The organism is Bacteroides parvus (assembly GCF_017309675.2).
Taxonomy (GTDB): domain Bacteria; phylum Bacteroidota; class Bacteroidia; order Bacteroidales; family Bacteroidaceae; genus Bacteroides; species Bacteroides uniformis.
In genome coordinates this window covers 798,342-818,058 of record NZ_CP084680.1, presented here as the reverse complement: position 1 = coordinate 818,058, position 19,717 = coordinate 798,342, and the positions used below count along the sequence as shown (strand labels likewise).

The window sequence follows — 19,717 nt, the reverse complement described above, 5'->3', positions numbered from 1 at the left end:
AATTAATTGTTTGTAATTGAAATTTGTCTATTCCATGTTAGTGTGCTGTTTGGGCATGAACATAACAACGCAAAGATATTAAATCCTATTACAGTTTGTTAACCCTCGCAGTAATTTTATCATAATTTAATGAATTTCCCGTTCTTTGCGATACTTTATATTGCGGGGATGGTGTTCTATGATTTCACTGCGCAATCTGTTCCGGTCGATGTGTGTGTAAATTTCTGTTGTAGCAATGGATTCGTGCCCCAGCATACTTTGTATGGCGCGTAGGTTGGCGCCTCCTTCAAGCAGGTGAGTGGCAAAGGAGTGGCGGAAGGTGTGTGGGCTGATGTTTTTGGTGATGTCGGCCTTCTCTGCCAGTTCTTTGATAAGATGGAATACCATGATGCGCGAGATGTTTTTGCCCCAGCGTGCCAGAAATACATAGTCCTCGAAGTCTTTCTTGATTTTCCAGCCTCCATTACGGTCTACGAACCAGTTCCTTATTTCTTTGATGGCACGGGACGATATAGGTACAAGGCGTTGTTTGCTGCCCTTACCTTCTACCTTGATGAAGCCTTCGTCGAAATACAAGTCGGAGATTTTCAGGTTGCACAGTTCCGATACCCGTAGGCCGCAACTGTATAGAGTCTCGAGGATGGCCCGGTTGCGTTGCCCCTCGTTTGTGCCTAGGTCAATGGCGGAGATGATGCGGTCTATCTCTTCCACCGTCAATACTTCTGGAAGCTTGAATCCGATTTTGGGACCCTCCAACAGTTCGCTGGGGTCTCCTTCCAGGTAGTCGGCTATGACTAGGAAATGGAAAAATGACTTGATGCCCGACAAGATGCGTGCCTGCGAGCGGGGATGGATGCCGATGTCGTGCAGTCCGGAGGCAAAATGCTGCAAGTCATCCAGGGTAGTGTCAAGGATAGCGATACCCTCTCCTTCCAGAAAGTGCAGCAGCTTCTGTAAGTCTGTTTGGTAAGCATCCACTGTATTGGGTGAGAGTGCTTTTTCCAGTTTCAGATACTGGTGGTACTTTCTGATTATCAGCGTTTGTTTCTCCTTATTCGTGGATTTTTCTTCTGATTTCATTTCTTTTTTCTACCTTTGCTTCGCGAAAATAGACTGCATTTCAGCAAATTGCAAATAAATTTGCATCTGCTTTCGGTTTGCACTATCTTTGCACCGCAAAGGTATAAAAAATTGTGTTATGAGGATACAGATTATTAATGGCCCCAATATAAATCTCTTGGGCAAACGTGAACCTTCCATTTACGGTAGCGTTACTTTTGAAGACTACCTTGCCGAACTCCGTAAGAAATATGCGGATGTACAGATTGACTATTTCCAGTCCAACATTGAGGGAGAGCTGATAGACAAGATTCAGCAGGTGGGTTTTGATGTGGACGGCATCATTTTGAATGCGGGTGCTTACACTCACACGTCCATCGCTCTGCAAGATGCTATCCGTTCGGTCACTTCTCCAGTGATTGAGGTGCATATCTCTAATGTACATGCCCGCGAGGCTTTTCGTCATGTGTCCATGATTTCCTGCGCTTGCAAGGGTGTCATTCTCGGTTTCGGGCTGAACTCCTACCGTCTGGCCATGGAGGCATTAAAAGATTATTAAATAAAATAGGTATATAGATTATGTTATTGAAGCAAACGAAGATTGTCGCAACGATTTCTGACCAGCGCTGTGATGTTGATTTTATAAAGCAGTTGTTCGATGCAGGTATGAATGTTGTACGTATGAATACTGCACATCTTGGCCGTGAAGGTGCCGAGAAGTTGATTAATAATGTGCGTTCGGTTTCCAACCGCATCGCTATCCTGATGGATACGAAAGGACCGGAGGTCCGTACGACGGTTCTGGCTGAGCCCATTCCTTTCAAGGCGGGCGACCGCGTGAAGGTGGTAGGCAACCCGGAGCAGGAGACTACCCGTGAATGTATCTCGGTATCCTATCCCCATTTCGTCAAAGACTTGAATGTGGACGGCCATATCCTTATTGATGACGGTGACTTAGAGTTGGTCGTTGTAGAGAAGACCCCCGACTATCTGCTCTGCGAAGTACAGAATGAGGCTACTCTGGGCAGCCGCAAGAGCGTCAACGTTCCCGGCGTCCGCATCAATCTGCCTTCTCTGACGGAGAAGGACCGCACCAATATCCTTTATGCCATTGAGAAGAACATAGACTTCATTGCCCACTCCTTTGTGCGCAATAAGCAGGATATACTCGACATCAAGGCAATTCTTGACGCTCATAACAGCGATATCCGTATTGTTGCTAAGATTGAGAACCAGGAAGGCGTTGATAATATCGATGAAATCCTGGAAGTAGCCGACGGTGTGATGATAGCTCGCGGTGACCTCGGTATTGAAGTTCCGCAGGAACGTATTCCGGGCATCCAGCGTGTGCTCATCCGCAAGTGTATTCTTGCCAAGAAGCCGGTGATTGTTGCCACACAGATGCTTCATACCATGATTTCCAATCCGCGTCCCACCCGTGCGGAGGTAACGGACATTGCCAATGCCATCTATTATCGTACGGATGCCTTGATGTTGAGCGGTGAAACCGCCTATGGAAAGTATCCGGTAGAAGCAGTGAAGACGATGACCAAGATTGCCGCCCAAGCGGAGAAAGACAAGTTGTCTGACAACGATATCCGTATTCCGCTGGACGAGAACAGCAACGACGTGACTGCGTTCCTGGCCAAACAAGCGGTAAAGGCTACCACCAAACTGAAAATCCGTGCAATCATCACCGACAGTTACAGCGGCCGCACTGCCCGTAACCTTGCCGCTTTCCGTGGCAAATATCCGGTGTTGGCCATCTGCTACAAGGAAAAGACTATGCGGCACCTTGCCCTTTCCTACGGTGTGGAAGCTATCTATATGCCCGAACTTGCCAACGGGCAGGAATATTACTTTGCAGCCTTGCGCCGCTTGTTGAAGGAAGGCCGTTTATGTCCTACGGACATGGTGGGCTACCTGAGTAGCGGTAAGGAAGGCACACAGACCTCTTTCCTTGAAATCAATGTCGTAGAAGATGCCTTGAAGCATGCTGAAGATAGTGTGTTGCCCAACAGTAACAGATACTTGTAGGATAAGGGATTAAGGATAAGGGATTAGCGGTTAATGATTAATTAATAATTGTGCGCAGAACTAACCCCTAATCCCTAACCCCTAATCCCTTATCCCTAACCTATAATCCATTAACAAAGTGACGATTGACGAATACATTTTGCAGCACATTGATGATGAGGGCGATTACCTGAAAGCGCTCTATCGCGACACGCATGTCAAGTTGCTATATCCCCGCATGGCTTCCGGACATTTGCAGGGGCGTATGCTCAAGATGTTTGTCCGGATGATTCGTCCCCGGCAGGTGCTGGAGATAGGGACTTATAGCGGATATTCCGCACTTTGCATAGCAGAAGGACTGCCGGAGGGCGGGATGCTGCATACGTTTGAAATCAACGACGAGCAGGAGGACTTCACCCGTCCGTGGCTGGAGAATTCCGATTACGCGGATAAAATCAGGTTCTACATCGGTGATGCTTTGGAACTGGTACCGCAACTGGACCTCACTTTCGACCTTGCCTTTATTGACGGAGATAAGCGTAAATACATAGAGTATTATGAAATGGTGCTCGCCCGTCTTTCCGGCGGTGGATATATCATTGCCGACAATACCTTGTGGGATGGCCATGTGCTGGAAGAACAACCCCATCGCACAGACCTGCAGACAATCAGTATCAAAGCCTTCAATGATTTGGTGGCGCGGGATGCGCGTGTGGAGAAAGTCATTCTTCCCCTGCGTGACGGATTGACGATTATCCGTAAGAAGTAACTGTTTTTCTATCTTTTTCTCAGCAGCCGCTTGCTGAGGTATCTCACCGGATACCATACGGACAAGAAGCCTACAGTGATGACCGTTACGAATACCAGAATAATATCCGTGGCATGTACACTTACCGGATAAGCGTCTACTACAAAACTTCCGTTTCCTCCCCCCAATGAAATCAACCCGAAACGTTGCTGCAGAAAGCACAGCAACAATCCTAAAACGATGCCGGAGAGGGCGCCGAACACAGAAATCATCCTGCCTTCGAACAAGAAGATGCGCGCTATGAGCCGGTCATCGGCACCCAGGTTGCGCAGTGTCTCCACGTCCTCCCGTTTGTCCAGTATCAGCATGGACAGCGAACCGATGACATTGAAGCATGCGATACCCAGAATGAAGGTGAGGAAGAGATAAGAGATGAGTTTCTCTATTTCCATGATGCGGAAAACATCGGCCTGCTGCTCGTAGCGGTTCTGTACAATGAACCGGTCGCCGAGAATGCCTGCTATTTTCTTTTGTACGGAGCCGATGTTGGAACCGGGTTTCAGTTTCATCTCGATGGCAGAGACTTCCGTGTCATAATTAAACAGACGGCGGGCAAAGTCGAGTGACGTCAGTATGTAGCGTGAATCGTATTTTTGCTGGTTGACGGCAAAGATGGCGCCGGGCGAGAAGAGATACTCCCGGTTGAAAGCCGCAGTGGGGTTGGCTATGTTTACCCGTACGTTCCGTTTGGGGGCATAGACCTGCAACGGGTCTACGAACTGAATGCCGGTGCCCAACTCGGATATAAGTTCCACACCCAGAAAACCATAGTCCACCACCGAGTCGCTCAGTAGGAACTTTCCCGTCCCATAGAGCAAGCTGTCGATGGAGGTAAGCTGTTCGAAATTGTCCTCCACTCCCTTGATGACGGCCATTGCCTGGCGGTCCTTGTACTGCACCATGGCATTCTCTTCCAGTGTTTCCGTCCACACGTCAATCTCGGACAGGGCGTGTACTTGCCGGATGCACGCTTCGTGCGGGTCGAAAACCTTACCTTCGCGGACGGTGATTTTCAGTTCCGGGTCGAAAGCTGTGAAAAAGCCTGCCACCATGTCCTGAAAACCGTTGAACACGGACAAGGTGCATACCAACGCCAACGTAGCCAATGCCACTCCACACACCGAAATACCGGAGATGATATTAATGGCATTGTGTTTCTTCTTGGAGAAGAGGTAGCGGCGGGCTATAAAGAAGGGAAGGGACATTATTTCAGCAGTTCGTCAATTCGTTCCAGATAGTCCAGTGAGTCGTCTACGAAGAACTTCAGTTCGGGGATAATGCGTAGTTGGTGGCGTACGCGGGTACCCAGTTCAAAGCGTATGGACTTCATGTTTCCGTTGATGTTCTTGACGATTTCTTCGCTTTTCTCCGAGGGGAATATACTGAGATAAGCGCGTGCCACGCTCATGTCGGGGCTGATGCGTACGGCACTGACGGAAATCAGTATGCCGGGCATGGACTTGGTTTGCAACAAGAAGATATCACTCAGTTCCTTCTGCAGGAGACGGGCTATTTTATTTTGTCTGGTAGTTTCCATACTGTTCATTTTTTTATGCTGGGGTGCAGCCTGTTTTCACGTTAGCAAAGTTACTGAAATATATCGTTCTGCCGACTGTTTATAGCTTTTTTTTCATTCTTTTCCCTATTGTAGGGTTCATTCTTTTCCGTTCTGTCGATGAGATATGCCTTTTCGTAGATTCTATTTGTTGTTCTTGTTATGCTTCCCTAACTTTGATGTCAGTTCGGAGAACTGCTGATGATGAGTGAAGAAGGAAGAGAACCATTCCGTTATAGAAGAGACTCTCTCTAAATAGCGTTTTTTCATGTATTATTGACTTGAGCCGTTTTTACCCGGGAGGGTAGAAACGGTTTTTTTGCGCATCTGACCGGGCTTTCTTGTCTCTTGCATAGGCTTCCGTTGTGTGTTACATAGGCTTCTGTTGTGTTTTGCACGGTGGTTTGTCTTGAGAAGCCTTTGGGTTTATCATGTGCGCACGGCTGTGGTACGCCTTTTCCACAGTCGTGAAGAAGACGTGCCACAGCTGTGAAGAATATGCTTCACAGCCGTGGTTTTTCATCAATATATAGGGGTTGACAGAACAGACATAAGGGAATGACAGAACAAACATGAGGGGATAACGGAACGGACATAAGCACTCGACGCATTCCGCTATTCATACCCTGATACGGCATGCGTCGAGTGCTTATGGGGGAATGATATGATATTTTTTTTATGCCTTTACATACTTCCTTTTAGCTATCAGCACTGCCACGATGATACCTATCACCAGCAGTGCCAGTGCTCCGTAGGCGATGCCTTCCGTCACGTGCAGGCTGGTGGGGTCAAAGCGCATTTCGATGGTGTGCTGTCCGGCAGGAACATACATTGTGCGCAGGATATAGTCGGCGCGTGCCAGTTCGGCAGGCTGTCCGTCGATGGTTACGTGCCAGCCGTCCGGATAATAGATTTCGGAGAATACGGCAATACCGTCTTGGGCATTGTTTGTTTCGTACGTCAGGCGGTTAGGTGCGTAACTTGTCAGGCGGATGCTGGAGAGGCTGTCTTTATAACTTTCCGTGGTACCTTTCAGTACATCCTTGAAGCGGGCATCCACTACGGCTGTCTCTGTGGGTATGATGCTGTCCAGGGCGTCAATCTCTTCGTTGGCGTTGTTCACATACTGCACCTTGTTTACAAACCATGCATTGCCGTAGGCGTGCGGGTTGAGGATGGGAACGGTTTGTCTTTGCTGCCCTGCAGGGAAGATGAAGTATTTGGTGTTCAGCATGTTCAGTACGCGGAACTTATTGGCATCTACGCTGTCCATCTCACCTCCGGCGGTGGCAATGGCCTTGTAGGCCGCCTGCATTTCGGGAGAGATATGATGCTCTATCATTTCCTGGTAGCGGCGCAGCTTGGCCGGGTGATAACCGCCGACGCTTTTGTGCCAGTAGGAGGTATTGTTGTCATCGAAGGTGCTGGTGGCAAAGTTCAACACACGATAGTCCAAGCTGGTATCTTGCAGTATCAGCTCGTCTGTATTCGTCTTGGTGAAGGTTTCCGTACGGATGGAGTGGGGCACGAACTGGGCATCATTCAGATAGCGCTTGTTGACCCCCCACATATCTGCCAGGCAGAGTATGGTGATACCTGCAATGGTCAGCGAGCTACGCAGCTTGCCGCTTGCATAGAGCCAGAGCAGGCTGCAGCCGATGCCTATGATGATGAAGCTACGCAGGGCGTCGCTGCTGACGAGTTCGGCACGCATCTCTCCCAAGTTGGCAAGGATGCCGGAGAGTTCGTTGGCGGGTATCATCTGCTGGTTGACGGCATTCTGCAGCATCTGTGCCTCTTGGGCGGGCACGTAGCCGGAGCCGATGCTGCCCGGGGCAACGGCAAGCAGCAGGGCGATGCCTGCAGTGAGCAGCAGGCTGATGCCGAGGGGCTTCTTTTCCTGCTTTAAGATTTCCGGCTCTTCGAGCAGGCGTTTCAGGGCAAAGATAGCCAGCAAAGGTATCGTGAACTCTGCTATGACAAGGATGGAGGACACGGCGCGGAACTTGTTGTACAACGGGACGTAATCGATGAAGAAATCCGTCAGCGGCATGAAGTTCTTGCCCCAGGACAAGACGATGGAGAAGAAGGTGGCTCCTATCAATGCCCACTTCAACGGTCCTTTCACGATGAAGCATCCCAGTACGAACAGAAATAAGACGAATGCTCCGACGTAGACGGGACCCGACGTCATGGGCTGGGTACCGAAATATTGTGTCAGTGAGCCGTACAGACTGCTGTACATCGGGTTTGCCTTGCTCATGGCGGTTTCACTCTGGCTGAGAGCGGCGGATGCTCCGCCTTTGAAGTTGGGCACCAGCAGAGTCAGTGTTTCGTCGATGCCGTAGCTCCACTGGGTGATGTAGTCGCGGTCCAGCCCGCTACTGGTCTGCTTAGCAGCGTCGCCGGTCTGCACCAGTTCGCTTTTGCCGCGCATGGTTTCTTTGCTGTAGGCATAGGTGTGATAGAGGTTGGATACGTTGGCGGCTATGCCGACGAGGGCTGCCACAATCAGTACGGCACTTGCCTTGAAGAACTGGGGCAATGTCTTGGTACGCCATGCTTTCTCGAAGTAGGCTCCCACAAAGAAAAGGATGACGAAGAAGAAGTAATAGGACATCTGCACGTGGTTCGAGGTGATTTGCAGGGCCACGAACAAGGCGGTGAGGATGCCTCCCCACAGCAGTTTCCCACGATAGGCGAGCACAATGCCTGCTATGGTGGGCGGCACGTAGGCAAGGGTGATGAACTTCCAGATGTGTCCGGCAGATATCAGGATGAAGAAATAGGACGAGAATGCCCACATGATACCGCCCAGTCCGGCCAGCCAGACCGGTATGCCGAAGACGCGCAGCAGGATGTAGAAGCCGAGCATCAGCATGAATGTGAGGCACACATAGTCGGGCAGGAAGAGTTGGTAGGCTTTCTGTACCCACTGCAGTGACTTGGTGGAGTCATACGAAGGGGCTATCTGATACATGGGCATACCGCCGAACAGCGAGTTTGTCCAACGGCTGCGTTCGCCCGTCTGTTCGTAATACTCCTTGACTTCTTGTCCTGCCCCTGCTCCTGCAGCCGTGTCGTGCTGAAAGAGAATACGGTTTTCTATATCCGCCGGGAAGAAGTAGGCGAAGGAAAGGAGGACGAATGCCAAGATGGCAATAAGGTCGGGAAGAAGCTTCTTCATGAGTTATAAGTTATGAGTTATCAATTAATCAATTGTGGGGCAAAGATAGTGCAAACCGAATACAGAACTTTCATGCTTGCATGAAAAAGTTTTGTTGAGGTGCAGCCTATCTTCGCTTTTGTGGCAAAGATACATAAATGCAGATTGTTATTGTCACGTTATCGGCAGAATGTTGTACCTTTGCCTTTCCAAAAAAAGATTAAAGTGCTTTAATGGTAATATGCAAGCTTAAATTATTATAGATATGACAATAGGGATAATCAGTGCAATGGACAGCGAACACCGCCGGTTGGTGGAGCGCTTGCAGGATAAGAATACGTCGGGCGATGGTAGTTTCCGCTATGTGGAAGGTACATTGGGCGGTAACCATGTAATCTTGACGCAATGTGGCATCGGTAAGGTGAGTGCAGCGGTAGGAGCTTCGGAACTGATACGGCGCTTTTCTCCGGACTGCATCGTCAGCACCGGTGTGGCGGGTGGTATTGATGCTTGCCTGAAGGTGACGGATGTAGTGGCAAGCCAACGTCTGGTGTATCACGACGTCTGGTGCGGCGACGGTAACGAGTACGGACAGGTACAAGGTTTCCCCGCCTCTTACGAGGGCTGTCCCTCTCTGTTGAGACATGCCTTGTCGCTGAACGAAGCCGGAATGGAAAGTCGCATCCACAGCGGACTTGTCTGTACCGGCGACCGGTTCATCACCAACCGTATGGAGCTGGATACCATCAAGCAACGTTTCCCCGGCGGTCTTGCCGTTGATATGGAGTCTGCCGCCATTGCGCAGACTTGCCATCTGTACAATGTTCCTTTTCTCAGCTTCCGCATCATCAGCGACACACCCGGAGTAGAGGACCATGCTTCGCAGTATGCCGATTTCTGGGGAACCATGGCAGAGCGTTCATTCCTCACGATATGGACCTTCCTCTCCACCCTTCCCAGCAATTTATAACTCATAACTTATAACTTATAACTTATAACTCATGAAGAAGATTCCCAGTTTTACAATCGACCACATCCGCTTGTTGCGCGGCATTTACGTATCCCGCCAGGATGAAGTGAACGGAGAAACAGTCACTACTTTCGACATCCGTATGAAAGAGCCCAATCGCGAGCCTGCCTTGGGACAAGGTGCTCTACACACCATCGAACACCTTGCCGCCACCTACCTGCGCAACGACCCGCAGTGGCAGGACAAGATTATCTATTGGGGCCCCATGGGCTGCCTCACCGGTAATTATCTGCTGATGAAAGGTGACTTGAAGCCGCAGGACATACTGACACTGATGCAGGACACCTTCCGCTTTGTTGCCGAATATGAAGGTGAAGTCCCCGGTGCCGCTCCGCAAGATTGCGGCAACTACCTGCTCCACGACCTTCCGATGGCTAAATGGGAGTCTGCCAAATACCTGCATGAGGTATTGGAACAGATGAAAGAGGAGAATATGAAATATCCGGAAAAAGAAGAAAAATAAGGGGTTAAGGATAAAGGATTAGGGATAAGGGATAAGGGATTATTGGGGTCGCATAGACTTTAATATAGGCATAACCCCATCCTTGATCCTTATCCTTTATTATTACACAATCTCAATCCCTTGCTCCTTGCAAAGTTGCAATCCCAAGTCTTTCAGCTTGAATTTCTGTATCTTGCCGCTTCCTGTCATGGGGAATTCCTTGATGAAGAAGATATACTTGGGTATCTTGTAGCGTGATATTTTGCCGATGCAGAAATCTCGTACATCCGATTCGTGCATATCCACTCCTTCGTGCAGGATGATGAAAGCGCCTACGGCTTCACCGTACTTTTTAGAGGGAATGCCGGCTACCTGCACGTCTTTTACGCCTTCCAGTTGATAGAGGAACTCTTCTATCTCGCGGGGATAGATATTTTCACCACCGCGGATAATCATGTCCTTGATGCGTCCTGTGATGCGGTAATTGCCGTCCTCGTCCTTTATTCCAAGGTCTCCCGAGTGCAGAAAGCCGTTCTCATCAATGACTTCGGCTGTGGCTTCCGGGTTTTTGTAGTAACCCTTCATGGTGTTGTATCCGCGGTTGCACATTTCGCCTTGTACGCCTACGGGACACTCTTCTCCGGTTTCGGGGTCGATAACCTTTACTTCCGTATGTTCAAAGTCGTGTCCTACGGTATTGCAACGTACATCGAACGGGTCGTCTATCCGGGTGGCGGTCATTCCGGGAGCAGCTTCGGTCAGCCCGTAAACGCTGGTCACTTTCATGTACATTTTCTCTTCCACCTGCTTCATCAGCTCTACCGGGCAGAGGGAACCTGCCATGATACCCGTACGTAGGCTGGACATATCGAACATGTCGAACATCGGATGGTTCAGTTCGGCAATGAACATGGTGGGTACACCGTAAAGTGCCGTGCAGCGCTCCTTGTGGATGGAGGCGAGCACTACCAACGGGTTGAAGCGTTCCACCATTACTTCCGTACAGCCGTGTGTCAGGCAGTTCATGGTGGCAAGTACCACGCCAAAGCAGTGGAACAATGGTACGCAGACGCAGAGCTTGTCGTCGGCGGTAAACTTCATGTGCTCACCGGTAAGGAAACCGTTGTTGGCAATGTTGTAGTGGGTAAGCATGACGCCTTTCGGGAATCCCGTAGTGCCTGAGGTGTATTGCATGTTCACTACATCGTGGCAAGTGACCTGACTTTTGAGCTCATTCAGGCGGCTGTCTTCTATATTGTTGCCCAAGAGAAGTATTTCGGCCGTGTTGTACATGCCCCGGTGCTTCTCCTGCCCCACGTAGATGACATTTTTCATATAGGGGAAACGTTCGCTTTTCAGGTGTCCGCGTTGGCAGGTCTTCAGTTCCGGAAGCATGGTATAGGTCATCTGCACAAAGTCACTGTCCTTTTCGCCATTGACGATGCAGAGGGTATGCATGTCGGAGTTCTGGCAGAGATATTCCAGCTCGGACTGTTTGTAGTTGGTGTTTACCGTTACGTAGACGGCACCTATCTTGGCGCAAGCGTATAATAGGGTCAGCCAGTCGGGTACGTTGGCTGCCCAGATACCTACGTGTGTTCCCCGCTCCACGCCGATGGCGATAAGTCCTTTGGCCATGTCGTCCACCCGGCGGTTGAACTGGCTCCAGGTGAAACGCAGGTTGCGGTCGGAGTAAACGATATATTCTTTGTCTGGTGTTGTTTCGGCCCAATGTTCCAACCATTGGCCGAGGGTGCGTTCGTATAACATGATGTGGAAGTTGAAAGTGGAAAGGTGAAAATAGAAAGTATTTATCATTTTCCATTTTCACCTTTCAATTTTCCATTAATTTAAATTGGTGTATAAACTACTGCAAGTATCTTGGCTGCCTGCCCTTCATAGGCGTGTACGTGGTGCGGAACGATGGAATCGTAATAGATGCTGTCACCTTCTTCGAGCAGGTAGGTGTTTTTGCCGTAACTGATTTCCATGGTCCCTTCCATCACCATGATGAATTCTTCGCCTTCGTGTGAGGAGAGTACAAAGTCACTGTCGTCCGTAGCGGCCACATCAATGATAAACGGCTCCATGTGGCGGTCGGCTTTGGATTTGGAGAGTGAATGATACTCCATATGCTTGCGGCTGTGGATGGCATTGTTGGAGAAACTGATGCTGTTCTGCGATTCGTCCTTACGGCAGACCACGGGACCGTTCTCATCCTGGTCGTCAAGAAAAGTTCCCAAACGTACACCCAGTACACGAGCTATCTTGATGAGGGGAGCCAGTGACGGGAGGTCGATGTTGTTTTCTATACGTTCAATCTGTTCGATAGCAAGTCCCGAACGCTGTGCCAGTTCTTCCATACTGATGGATTGGCTTTCACGGAGTGATTTTATTTTTTCTCCTACAATTTTGCTGGTATCCATAATGATAGTATTTTCTGTCTAAAGGTTATAATTTATAGCTATTAAACCGCAAAAATAAGAGAAACTTTTACTTGATGCAACATTCTGAGGGAAAATATTGCTGAAATATATCCGGTGGTCGGCTTATTTGTATAATATTCTTCTGTTCTGTTTCTCTTTCTTCCCCAAAGTTCTGTTTATAGCCGCTTTAAGTCTTGTTCCGATACGTGCTTTCCTTTGTACGCTTTGCCTGCCGCATTGAAGCGATAGCTTAGGTTCAGGGAGAAGCTGCGCGAGTCCGGGTTTGCCTTTTTCGTATAGGTCAGCCGGGGACCGAACAGCATGAAGGAGCCATACCGGGAATTCCACAGGTCATTGACTTGCAGTCCGAGCGTCAGCCTTTTGTTGAAGAATGTTTTGCGGATGCCGGCGTCTATGCCCCAATAGGAACGTTGCAGCATGGCGCCGAAGTTGCCTTCGCTCTGGTAGTCGGCATCAAGGGAGAGAGTCCACTCGTCCGGAAGCTGGAGACTGTTTTGCAGAAAGAGGTAAATGCTGCCGCGGTTCATATTCTTGCTACTGCCTTGATTGGTGACTTTGAAGAACGGTTGGGCGAAGTAGATGCCGAGCTCCGGTTTCCAGATGCCGACGGTGGGTGACAGATGGGCAGAGGCGGTGAGATACTGCATCCGTTTGAAATTTCCGGTAGTGAAGATGACAACATCCGGATTGTCCTCGTATTCTTTGGTCATGAAGGCAATGGCATTGCGGCGGTATTGGTAGTTAAGTCCGAATTGTACCCACTTGTAAAGGGCCGTGAACTGCAGGTCGTGGTTGGTTTCGGGGGTGAGCAGCGGGTTTCCGCCTTCGTAGATGAAACGGTTGTTATAACTCAGTGTGCTACGTAGCTGGAAGAAGCTGGGGCGGTTGCTTTTGGCTGTATAGCTGAGATTGGCTTGGGCTTTGCCGAGAGGAAAGTCTACCGATAGGTTGGGGCACCAGTCATTGTAAGTACGACTTTGACCGGGCACGTACTCTTCCTGCTCCCAATAGTCGGAGACGGCATGCTCGAAGCGCAGTCCTGCAAGAAGGCTGATTTTTCCTAATGTCAGTGAGTATTCGGCAAAGACGGCGGACTTGCTTTCGTCGATTCGACTGTCTGTATCGGGAAGTATGTGCTGCCGGTTCAGGAAATTGTCATTTCGCCGGATGAAGGTGTAATCGGCGCCGGTCTTCAGTTCACCTTTCCAAAGGGGATGGGTCAGAATCAACTTGGCGGCATAAAGGCGGTTGTCGGCGTGGTTGAAAGAGCTGATGTCGCGATTGCCTTCGGTCTGGCTTTCTTCTTGAGCCTCCTGGTGATTATAACTTTTGCCGTATACCAGGTCGGTGTTGAAGTTTATGTAGAGTTGCTTTATGCTGCCCTGATAGTAGGCATTCAGCTGGTGCCGGCTGGTTTGCTGCAAGTTTTGAGAGGAATGTATGGTGTGATCGGCCAACTCTTCATTCGCCCGGACGGTATATGTCGAATGATCACTGCTGTGATAATCGGGGGTACGATGAAACTCATAGGAGGCACCGAGGCTGTGTTGGGGGGTGAAGTCGTAACTGGCGCTTGCTTTTCCTCCGGCAAGCAGTCCCTTATTATATAAGTGACCCCGGTTATTTACATCCCATTGTATTTCGGACGGTATCTGGTAGCGAACCTCCTGGTGGCGTTTTCTGTTTTCATAATTGGTGTACAGCATGCCCAGTAGGGCCAGTCCTTTCTTCTGATAATTCAGATTGACTTGTCCGTAATGGCTGCTGCGTCTCCGTTGGGTGATTCCTGCACGGAAATTACCGCCAAAACTGTCTCTTTTGTTACGTACGGTGCGTATACGTACAACGGCTTTAACGGTAGCATCGTACTCTGCACCCGGGTTGGTGATGAGTTCCACTTTTTCAATATCGGCGGCAGAGAGGCGTTGCAGCTCGGAGTTGTCTTGCAGAAGGCGGTTGTCTATATAGATGACCGGTGTCCCTTTGCCAAAAACGGTATACCCCTCATCAGAGGAGCGCAGTCCGGGGATATGTTTCAATACGTCGTTGGCATCATTCAAGGATGCGAGCAGGGTTTGCCGTACGCTTGTCTCCAACTTTCCGCCCTTTAGTCGGAAAACGGGACGGGCGGCGGTGATGACGGTTTCCGCAAGTAGCACGGCATCGGTTTGCAATATCCAGTTGTGGGTACTCCCGGTGGGGCAAGGCTGGCAAAGGGTTTTGTAACCGATGGAAGAAATTTGTAGTAGATAGTTTCCGGGAGCGGGAGGGAGAAGTTCAAAACTACCGTCGCTTCGGCTACACGTTCCTTGTATGAAGGTGGAATCTTCGGAAAGGAGGGCGATGTTGGCAAACTCTATCGGTTGCTTTTCCTCTGTGAGAATTTTACCTTGGATGGAGGGTGTTGCCGGGCTGGTTTGTGCTTTTGTTGTCGTGACGCTCATTAGGAGCAGGGCAAGAATACATATTATCTGTTTCATGTTCCGGTTGTTGTTTGATTTCGGGACACGAAGGTATCCGCTTTCTGCCGGGATGGAAGAAACAAAAAGCGGATAGTTGTCTGACATTTGCCTGACAATAGACTGACAATACTTTCTTTTGTCCTTTTAAAGGGGGAAGATGATTACTTTTCTGTATCCATCTCTCCGGTGAACGAGATGGACTGTTTGTTCATGGGTTGCACATGGATACTGGTAGAACCATCGGGAAAGATGGTGAGGCGGTACTCATAATTGTCTTCATCACTACGGGTCTTGAAGTCTATTTGGATTTTGCCTTTTTTGAGTGCTCTAGTTGTGTATGCGGTGATGGATGCATTGAAATTCAGGTTCTTGCCTCCTCCATACGGAGCATTGTAGGCCACTCCAAAGTAAGGCAGGTAAGAGAAAACGGAGTCGTTTCTGATTTCCAGTGTGTAGTTGGTGGTCAGGTTACGACTACCGCCTCTCATCGGTTGCATCCGATCTACGTTGATTTTGTATTGTTTAGCAGCAATAGCTTCTTTTACAGCACGTTCAGTGCGCGCTTTCTTTTCGTTACGGTTTTGGGCGGTTGTCGGCATTGCGACAGTCAGGCAGATTAGCCCTAATAGGATAAGTTTGTTAGTCTTCATGATTCTATAATGTTTAGGTTTTTATTTCCAGTCCGTAGGCGCGGCCACGATCTGTTGTTATTCTGAGGTTGCTGTTGTCCTCGACAATGGGCTTCAGACGCCGTATCAATGTGTAAAGCGTTTCGTCTGCATTGTCTTTTCCCGGCCATAGCGATTGGCAGATGTCGGATTTGAAAAGTAGGTGTGAGGAAGAAAGGTAGAACATCTCCATCAGTGTGTACTGCATGGGGGTGAGTTTTAGCTTTTCCTGCTGTTCGTTATAGAAGCAGGCTTCCTGGAGGGAAAGCGAAAGGTTGCCGAAAGTGATGGTGTTTTCCTGCTGTTGCCCGTTACAAGTATCAGCATCAGTCCTTGTGCGCCGACGGAAATAGAAAAAGGTGAATCCTCCCCAGAGGAGGGCGGCCAATAGCAATGTTGCCGGAATTGTCTGCTTGGATAAACTGAACAGCATGGCAGCTGAGCAGCGGGCATATCCTCGGAAAGAAAGCGTCAGTCCAGATGCATCGGCTGTGGTGGAGAGCCATACTAATGTGTCGCTGGCAAGACATCCGGCAGGAATTTCATTGAATACGGTGGCGGGAGCATTCTTTTTCAGTATATGCAGCGAAAGTGTGGAGACATCTTTCAATCCGGTGACGGACAATGCTTCGGTAAAGGCTCTGTGGGAACCGCTTACGGAAACGGGAGTACCCATCACTTCTTGCAACTTGGCATAGGTTTGGATGGTGTCCGCATTCAACCATAATCCCTTGTTCTGCAATACTGTGCGTTGCAGTGCCTGGTTCAGGTCAGAGACCACACGTTGTTCTGCCTGCGAATAGCTGTGATAACCAAAGCCGAATGATAGCAGTATCAATAGAAAAGTGATTGCTATCGAAAGATTTGCTGCTGATACTTTTCTTTTCATGGATACAAAATTAGGTATAAATCGGATTATAAACAAAAAAGGAAGTTTCCTTTTGGAAAACTTCCTTTTTTGATGGTTTTGCCGCAAGTAGATTACTTACGCAAGCCGAGTTCTTTGACGATAGCACGATATCTGGTGATGTCGCGGTCCTTCAGATAAGTCAGCAACGCACGGCGTTTACCTACCAACATAGTCAAAGCTCTTTCTGTACTATAATCCTTTCTGTTGAGCTTAAGGTGCTCAGTCAGACGAGCAATACGGTAGGAAAACAAAGCTATCTGAGCCTCAGCTGAGCCAGTATCAGTGTTAGACTTTCCGTATTTGCCGAAGATTTCTTGCTTTTTAGCAGCGTCTAAATACATAATGTTTAATTAAAAGTTATTATAAATATTCCCTTTCGGGGCTGCAAAGATAGGGATAAACTTTTATATCACAATGATATTCAGCAAAAAAATCATATCTATACTGCATATCTAATCCAAAATCACTAACTTTGTCGCCTGAAAATAATAGGTATTATATGCAAAAGATTAGAAACATTGCAATTATTGCCCATGTGGACCATGGGAAAACGACGCTCGTTGACAAGATGCTTTTGGCCGGAAACCTTTTCCGCAGCAACCAGAGCACAGGTGAATTAATGTTGGATAACAATGACCTGGAGCGTGAACGAGGTATAACGATTCTCTCAAAGAACGTTTCTATCAACTACAAAGACACCAAGATTAACATTATTGATACTCCGGGACACAGTGACTTCGGAGGTGAAGTGGAACGTGTATTGAATATGGCGGATGGATGCATTCTGCTTGTGGATGCTTTCGAAGGTCCTATGCCGCAGACACGGTTTGTATTGCAGAAAGCTCTGCAGATTGGTCTGAAACCTATTGTTGTTGTGAATAAGGTGGATAAGCCAAATTGCCGTCCCGAAGAAGTGTACGAGATGGTGTTCGACTTGATGTTCAGCTTGAATGCAACCGAGGACCAGCTGGATTTCCCCGTTATCTACGGTTCTGCCAAGAATAATTGGATGAGTACCGACTGGCAGCAGCCGACTGATAACATTTATCCGCTTCTGGACTGTATCTTGGAGAATATTCCTGCCCCCGAACAGTTGGAAGGTACACCGCAAATGCTGGTTACTTCGCTGGATTATTCTTCGTATACCGGGCGTATTGCTGTGGGCCGCGTGCACCGTGGCACATTGAAAGAAGGCATGAACGTGTCTTTGGCAAAGCGTGACGGGAGTATCGTGAAATCAAAAATCAAGGAACTGCATACATTCGAAGGTATGGGCCGTGTAAAGGTGCAGGAAGTGTCTTCCGGTGACATCTGTGCATTGGTAGGTATCGAAGGATTTGAAATCGGAGATACGGTCTGCGATTACGAAAATCCGGAGGCGTTGCCGCCCATTGCCATTGACGAGCCTACGATGAGTATGCTCTTCACCATCAACGACTCTCCGTTCTTCGGTAAGGAAGGTAAGTTTGTTACTTCCCGCCACATCCACGACCGTTTGATGAAGGAGTTGGATAAGAATCTTGCTCTTCGTGTGCGCAAGAGCGAGGAAGACGGCAAGTGGATTGTTTCCGGCCGTGGCGTGCTTCATCTTTCCGTACTGATTGAGACCATGCGTCGTGAAGGGTATGAGTTGCAGGTAGGGCAACCGCAGGTAATCTTCAAGGAGATTGACGGCGTGAAATGCGAACCTATCGAAGAGCTGACCATCAATGTTCCCGAAGAATATGCCAGCAAGATGATTGATATGGTGACCCGTCGTAAAGGTGAAATGGTAAAGATGGAAAGTGCCGGCGAACGTGTAAATCTTGAGTTCGACATGCCGTCGCGCGGTATCATCGGTCTGCGTACCAACGTGTTGACCGCTTCCGCCGGAGAGGCCATCATGGCGCACCGTTTTAAGGAATATCAACCGTATAAGGGTGAGATTGAACGGCGTACCAACGGTTCTATGATTGCCATGGAGTCCGGTACGGCTTTTGCCTATGCCATTGACAGGTTGCAAGACCGCGGTAAATTCTTCATTTTCCCGCAGGAAGAGGTTTATGCAGGCCAGGTAGTGGGCGAGCATTCCCATGACAACGACTTGGTGATTAATGTAACGAAGTCCAAGAAGCTTACCAATATGCGTGCCAGTGGTTCGGATGATAAGGCACGTCTGATTCCTCCCGTACAGTTCTCTCTTGAGGAGGCACTGGAGTACATCAAGGAAGACGAATACGTGGAAGTTACTCCTAAATCAATGCGTATGCGTAAGGTTATCCTCGATGAGCTTGAGCGTAAACGCGCAAACAAGAACTGATAAACAGAAGAGTTTTAGTTGTTATATATGAAAGGAGTGCCCCGCCGAAAGGTGAGGCACTCCTTGTTTATTGTCGTCATTCAAACGAAAGTCAATCGATGAATTTTACCTTTGCCGCATTACGGGGTTTGGCAGCGGGCGTTTCATCCGGATAGCCGAAAGCGATACAGTAAAGTAGCTGATAGCCTTCCGGAATATCCAGTTTCTTCAGGTATTCGGCAGCAGCCGGAGTAGAGGTCATGAAGCGCGTGGGACCGCCCAAGCAGCAAGAACCGATTCCCATGGACCAGGCTGATAGAATCATATTCTCACCCAGCAGTCCGCAGTCAATCTGCGAAAGGTCATAAGACGGGTCATTGGCAATAAATACTACTGTAGAAGCGTTGCGAAACATGTTCTTGAATTTCGGGTCTTCGGCGGCTTTGGGATTTTCCTTCTTGTAGATTTCCGTAATGCCGTTGATGAAATCCGGGTTATCCACTACACGCACTTCCCACGATTGCTTGTTCTGTCCGTTGGGTGCATTGATACCGCAATCCAGGATAATCTGCATGGTGTCGCGATTCACGGCTTGCGGTTTGTACTGGCGGATACTGCGGCGTGACATGATGGTTTCAATCACCGCATTCTCTTTGCTTTCATTTGCATTGGCAACTTGGGTCTCTTTCTGGACTTGGGCACCGCAACTGCAGAACAGCAACAAACTTGCGCCTGCCAACATCAATCTGATACTTTTCATATTGCTTTATTTGAATAATGGTTTCTGCAAAACTACTAAAACTTTCGGATTATCAATGAGATAGAGATATTAAAAAAGAAAAAAGGCATCTCCCGGAGGAGATACCTTTTTCATAT

At 48.8% G+C, this 19,717-nt stretch carries 17 protein-coding genes; 6 read left to right on the top strand and 11 right to left on the bottom strand.

Going from position 1 to position 19,717, the window contains the following annotated elements:
• Nucleotides 1-126: 126 nt before the first annotated feature.
• Nucleotides 127-1,080 carry a site-specific tyrosine recombinase XerD gene (gene xerD, locus JXR92_RS03220; RefSeq protein ID WP_117601398.1) on the bottom strand — a complete coding sequence of 318 codons (954 nt, stop codon included), beginning with the start codon at nucleotides 1,078-1,080 and terminating at the stop codon, nucleotides 127-129.
• A 118-nt stretch (nucleotides 1,081-1,198) separates the two neighbouring features.
• On the opposite strand from xerD, the gene aroQ reads away from it, so the two are divergent.
• The 3 genes from aroQ to JXR92_RS03205 all read left to right on the top strand — a co-directional run bounded on the left by aroQ (nucleotide 1,199) and on the right by JXR92_RS03205 (nucleotide 3,844).
• Nucleotides 1,199-1,618: a type II 3-dehydroquinate dehydratase gene (gene aroQ, locus JXR92_RS03215; protein ID WP_005834372.1), complete on the top strand. Its 420-nt coding sequence runs from the start codon at nucleotides 1,199-1,201 to the stop codon at nucleotides 1,616-1,618.
• Nucleotides 1,619-1,638: 20 nt separating this feature from the next.
• Nucleotides 1,639-3,096: a pyruvate kinase gene (gene pyk / locus JXR92_RS03210; protein WP_005834375.1), complete on the top strand. Its 1,458-nt coding sequence runs from the start codon at nucleotides 1,639-1,641 to the stop codon at nucleotides 3,094-3,096.
• A gap of 118 nt (nucleotides 3,097-3,214) precedes the next feature.
• The gene (locus JXR92_RS03205) at nucleotides 3,215-3,844 is read left to right on the top strand and encodes an O-methyltransferase (protein WP_005834376.1); all 630 of its coding nucleotides are present in this window, start codon (nucleotides 3,215-3,217) and stop codon (nucleotides 3,842-3,844) included.
• Between the two features lie 8 nt (nucleotides 3,845-3,852).
• Here JXR92_RS03205 and JXR92_RS03200 read toward each other — a convergent pair whose 3' ends face one another.
• The 3 genes from JXR92_RS03200 to JXR92_RS03190 form a co-directional block, all read right to left on the bottom strand.
• Nucleotides 3,853-5,088: an FtsX-like permease family protein gene (locus JXR92_RS03200; RefSeq protein ID WP_117601397.1), complete on the bottom strand. Its 1,236-nt coding sequence runs from the start codon at nucleotides 5,086-5,088 to the stop codon at nucleotides 3,853-3,855.
• Entirely contained in the window at nucleotides 5,088-5,420 is a 333-nt protein-coding gene (gene rbfA / locus JXR92_RS03195; RefSeq protein WP_005834378.1) for a 30S ribosome-binding factor RbfA, read from the bottom strand. The genes JXR92_RS03200 and rbfA overlap by 1 nt, the downstream gene beginning before the upstream one ends.
• 694 nt (nucleotides 5,421-6,114) lie before the next feature.
• Nucleotides 6,115-8,625 (bottom strand): YfhO family protein, encoded by a 2,511-nt coding sequence (locus JXR92_RS03190; RefSeq protein ID WP_044468329.1) that lies wholly within the window; start codon nucleotides 8,623-8,625, stop codon nucleotides 6,115-6,117.
• Between the two features lie 244 nt (nucleotides 8,626-8,869).
• Here JXR92_RS03190 and JXR92_RS03185 point away from each other — a divergent pair, with 244 nt between their 5' ends.
• Nucleotides 8,870-9,574, top strand: a complete 705-nt coding sequence (locus JXR92_RS03185) for a 5'-methylthioadenosine/adenosylhomocysteine nucleosidase (protein WP_117964636.1) — start codon at nucleotides 8,870-8,872, stop codon at nucleotides 9,572-9,574.
• 31 nt (nucleotides 9,575-9,605) lie between these two features.
• Nucleotides 9,606-10,097: an S-ribosylhomocysteine lyase gene (locus tag JXR92_RS03180; RefSeq protein WP_117964637.1), complete on the top strand. Its 492-nt coding sequence runs from the start codon at nucleotides 9,606-9,608 to the stop codon at nucleotides 10,095-10,097.
• A gap of 102 nt (nucleotides 10,098-10,199) precedes the next feature.
• Here JXR92_RS03180 and JXR92_RS03175 read toward each other — a convergent pair whose 3' ends face one another.
• The 6 genes from JXR92_RS03175 to rpsO form a co-directional block, all read right to left on the bottom strand.
• Nucleotides 10,200-11,846, bottom strand: coding sequence for an AMP-binding protein (locus JXR92_RS03175; RefSeq protein ID WP_008662551.1), 1,647 nt, complete (start codon nucleotides 11,844-11,846; stop codon nucleotides 10,200-10,202).
• Between the two features lie 80 nt (nucleotides 11,847-11,926).
• A complete protein-coding gene (locus JXR92_RS03170) occupies nucleotides 11,927-12,502 on the bottom strand; it encodes a helix-turn-helix domain-containing protein (protein WP_005830747.1) in 576 nt (191 codons plus the stop codon).
• A gap of 176 nt (nucleotides 12,503-12,678) precedes the next feature.
• Nucleotides 12,679-15,003 (bottom strand): outer membrane beta-barrel family protein, encoded by a 2,325-nt coding sequence (locus JXR92_RS03165; RefSeq protein WP_138346253.1) that lies wholly within the window; start codon nucleotides 15,001-15,003, stop codon nucleotides 12,679-12,681.
• A gap of 143 nt (nucleotides 15,004-15,146) precedes the next feature.
• On the bottom strand, nucleotides 15,147-15,635 hold the full coding sequence (locus tag JXR92_RS03160; RefSeq protein WP_131225600.1) for a DUF4251 domain-containing protein: 489 nt from the start codon (nucleotides 15,633-15,635) through the stop codon (nucleotides 15,147-15,149).
• 13 nt (nucleotides 15,636-15,648) lie between these two features.
• Nucleotides 15,649-16,542 (bottom strand): helix-turn-helix domain-containing protein, encoded by an 894-nt coding sequence (locus tag JXR92_RS03155; RefSeq protein WP_138346255.1) that lies wholly within the window; start codon nucleotides 16,540-16,542, stop codon nucleotides 15,649-15,651.
• Nucleotides 16,543-16,634: 92 nt separating this feature from the next.
• Entirely contained in the window at nucleotides 16,635-16,904 is a 270-nt protein-coding gene (gene rpsO, locus JXR92_RS03150) for a 30S ribosomal protein S15 (protein ID WP_005830737.1), read from the bottom strand.
• A 158-nt stretch (nucleotides 16,905-17,062) separates the two neighbouring features.
• Here rpsO and typA point away from each other — a divergent pair, with 158 nt between their 5' ends.
• Nucleotides 17,063-18,862, top strand: coding sequence for a translational GTPase TypA (typA, locus tag JXR92_RS03145; protein ID WP_138346257.1), 1,800 nt, complete (start codon nucleotides 17,063-17,065; stop codon nucleotides 18,860-18,862).
• 91 nt (nucleotides 18,863-18,953) lie between these two features.
• Here the strand turns inward: typA and JXR92_RS03140 are convergent, their stop codons facing one another.
• Nucleotides 18,954-19,601, bottom strand: coding sequence for a nitroreductase family protein (locus JXR92_RS03140; RefSeq protein WP_117589179.1), 648 nt, complete (start codon nucleotides 19,599-19,601; stop codon nucleotides 18,954-18,956).
• Nucleotides 19,602-19,717 lie beyond the last annotated feature (116 nt).

Excerpts from the sequence above, each read along its gene's own strand:
- xerD (WP_117601398.1), bottom strand. The coding sequence starts at position 1,080 with ATGAAATCAGAAGAAAAATCCACGAATAAGGAGAAACAAACGCTGATA.
- aroQ (WP_005834372.1), top strand. The coding sequence starts at position 1,199 with ATGAGGATACAGATTATTAATGGCCCCAATATAAATCTCTTGGGCAAA.
- pyk (WP_005834375.1), top strand. The coding sequence starts at position 1,639 with ATGTTATTGAAGCAAACGAAGATTGTCGCAACGATTTCTGACCAGCGC.
- JXR92_RS03200 (WP_117601397.1), bottom strand. The coding sequence starts at position 5,088 with ATGTCCCTTCCCTTCTTTATAGCCCGCCGCTACCTCTTCTCCAAGAAG.
- rbfA (WP_005834378.1), bottom strand. The coding sequence starts at position 5,420 with ATGGAAACTACCAGACAAAATAAAATAGCCCGTCTCCTGCAGAAGGAA.
- JXR92_RS03190 (WP_044468329.1), bottom strand. The coding sequence starts at position 8,625 with ATGAAGAAGCTTCTTCCCGACCTTATTGCCATCTTGGCATTCGTCCTC.
- JXR92_RS03185 (WP_117964636.1), top strand. The coding sequence starts at position 8,870 with ATGACAATAGGGATAATCAGTGCAATGGACAGCGAACACCGCCGGTTG.
- JXR92_RS03180 (WP_117964637.1), top strand. The coding sequence starts at position 9,606 with ATGAAGAAGATTCCCAGTTTTACAATCGACCACATCCGCTTGTTGCGC.
- JXR92_RS03175 (WP_008662551.1), bottom strand. The coding sequence starts at position 11,846 with ATGTTATACGAACGCACCCTCGGCCAATGGTTGGAACATTGGGCCGAA.
- JXR92_RS03170 (WP_005830747.1), bottom strand. The coding sequence starts at position 12,502 with ATGGATACCAGCAAAATTGTAGGAGAAAAAATAAAATCACTCCGTGAA.
- JXR92_RS03165 (WP_138346253.1), bottom strand. The coding sequence starts at position 15,003 with ATGAAACAGATAATATGTATTCTTGCCCTGCTCCTAATGAGCGTCACG.
- JXR92_RS03160 (WP_131225600.1), bottom strand. The coding sequence starts at position 15,635 with ATGAAGACTAACAAACTTATCCTATTAGGGCTAATCTGCCTGACTGTC.
- JXR92_RS03155 (WP_138346255.1), bottom strand. The coding sequence starts at position 16,542 with ATGAAAAGAAAAGTATCAGCAGCAAATCTTTCGATAGCAATCACTTTT.
- rpsO (WP_005830737.1), bottom strand. The coding sequence starts at position 16,904 with ATGTATTTAGACGCTGCTAAAAAGCAAGAAATCTTCGGCAAATACGGA.
- typA (WP_138346257.1), top strand. The coding sequence starts at position 17,063 with ATGCAAAAGATTAGAAACATTGCAATTATTGCCCATGTGGACCATGGG.
- JXR92_RS03140 (WP_117589179.1), bottom strand. The coding sequence starts at position 19,601 with ATGAAAAGTATCAGATTGATGTTGGCAGGCGCAAGTTTGTTGCTGTTC.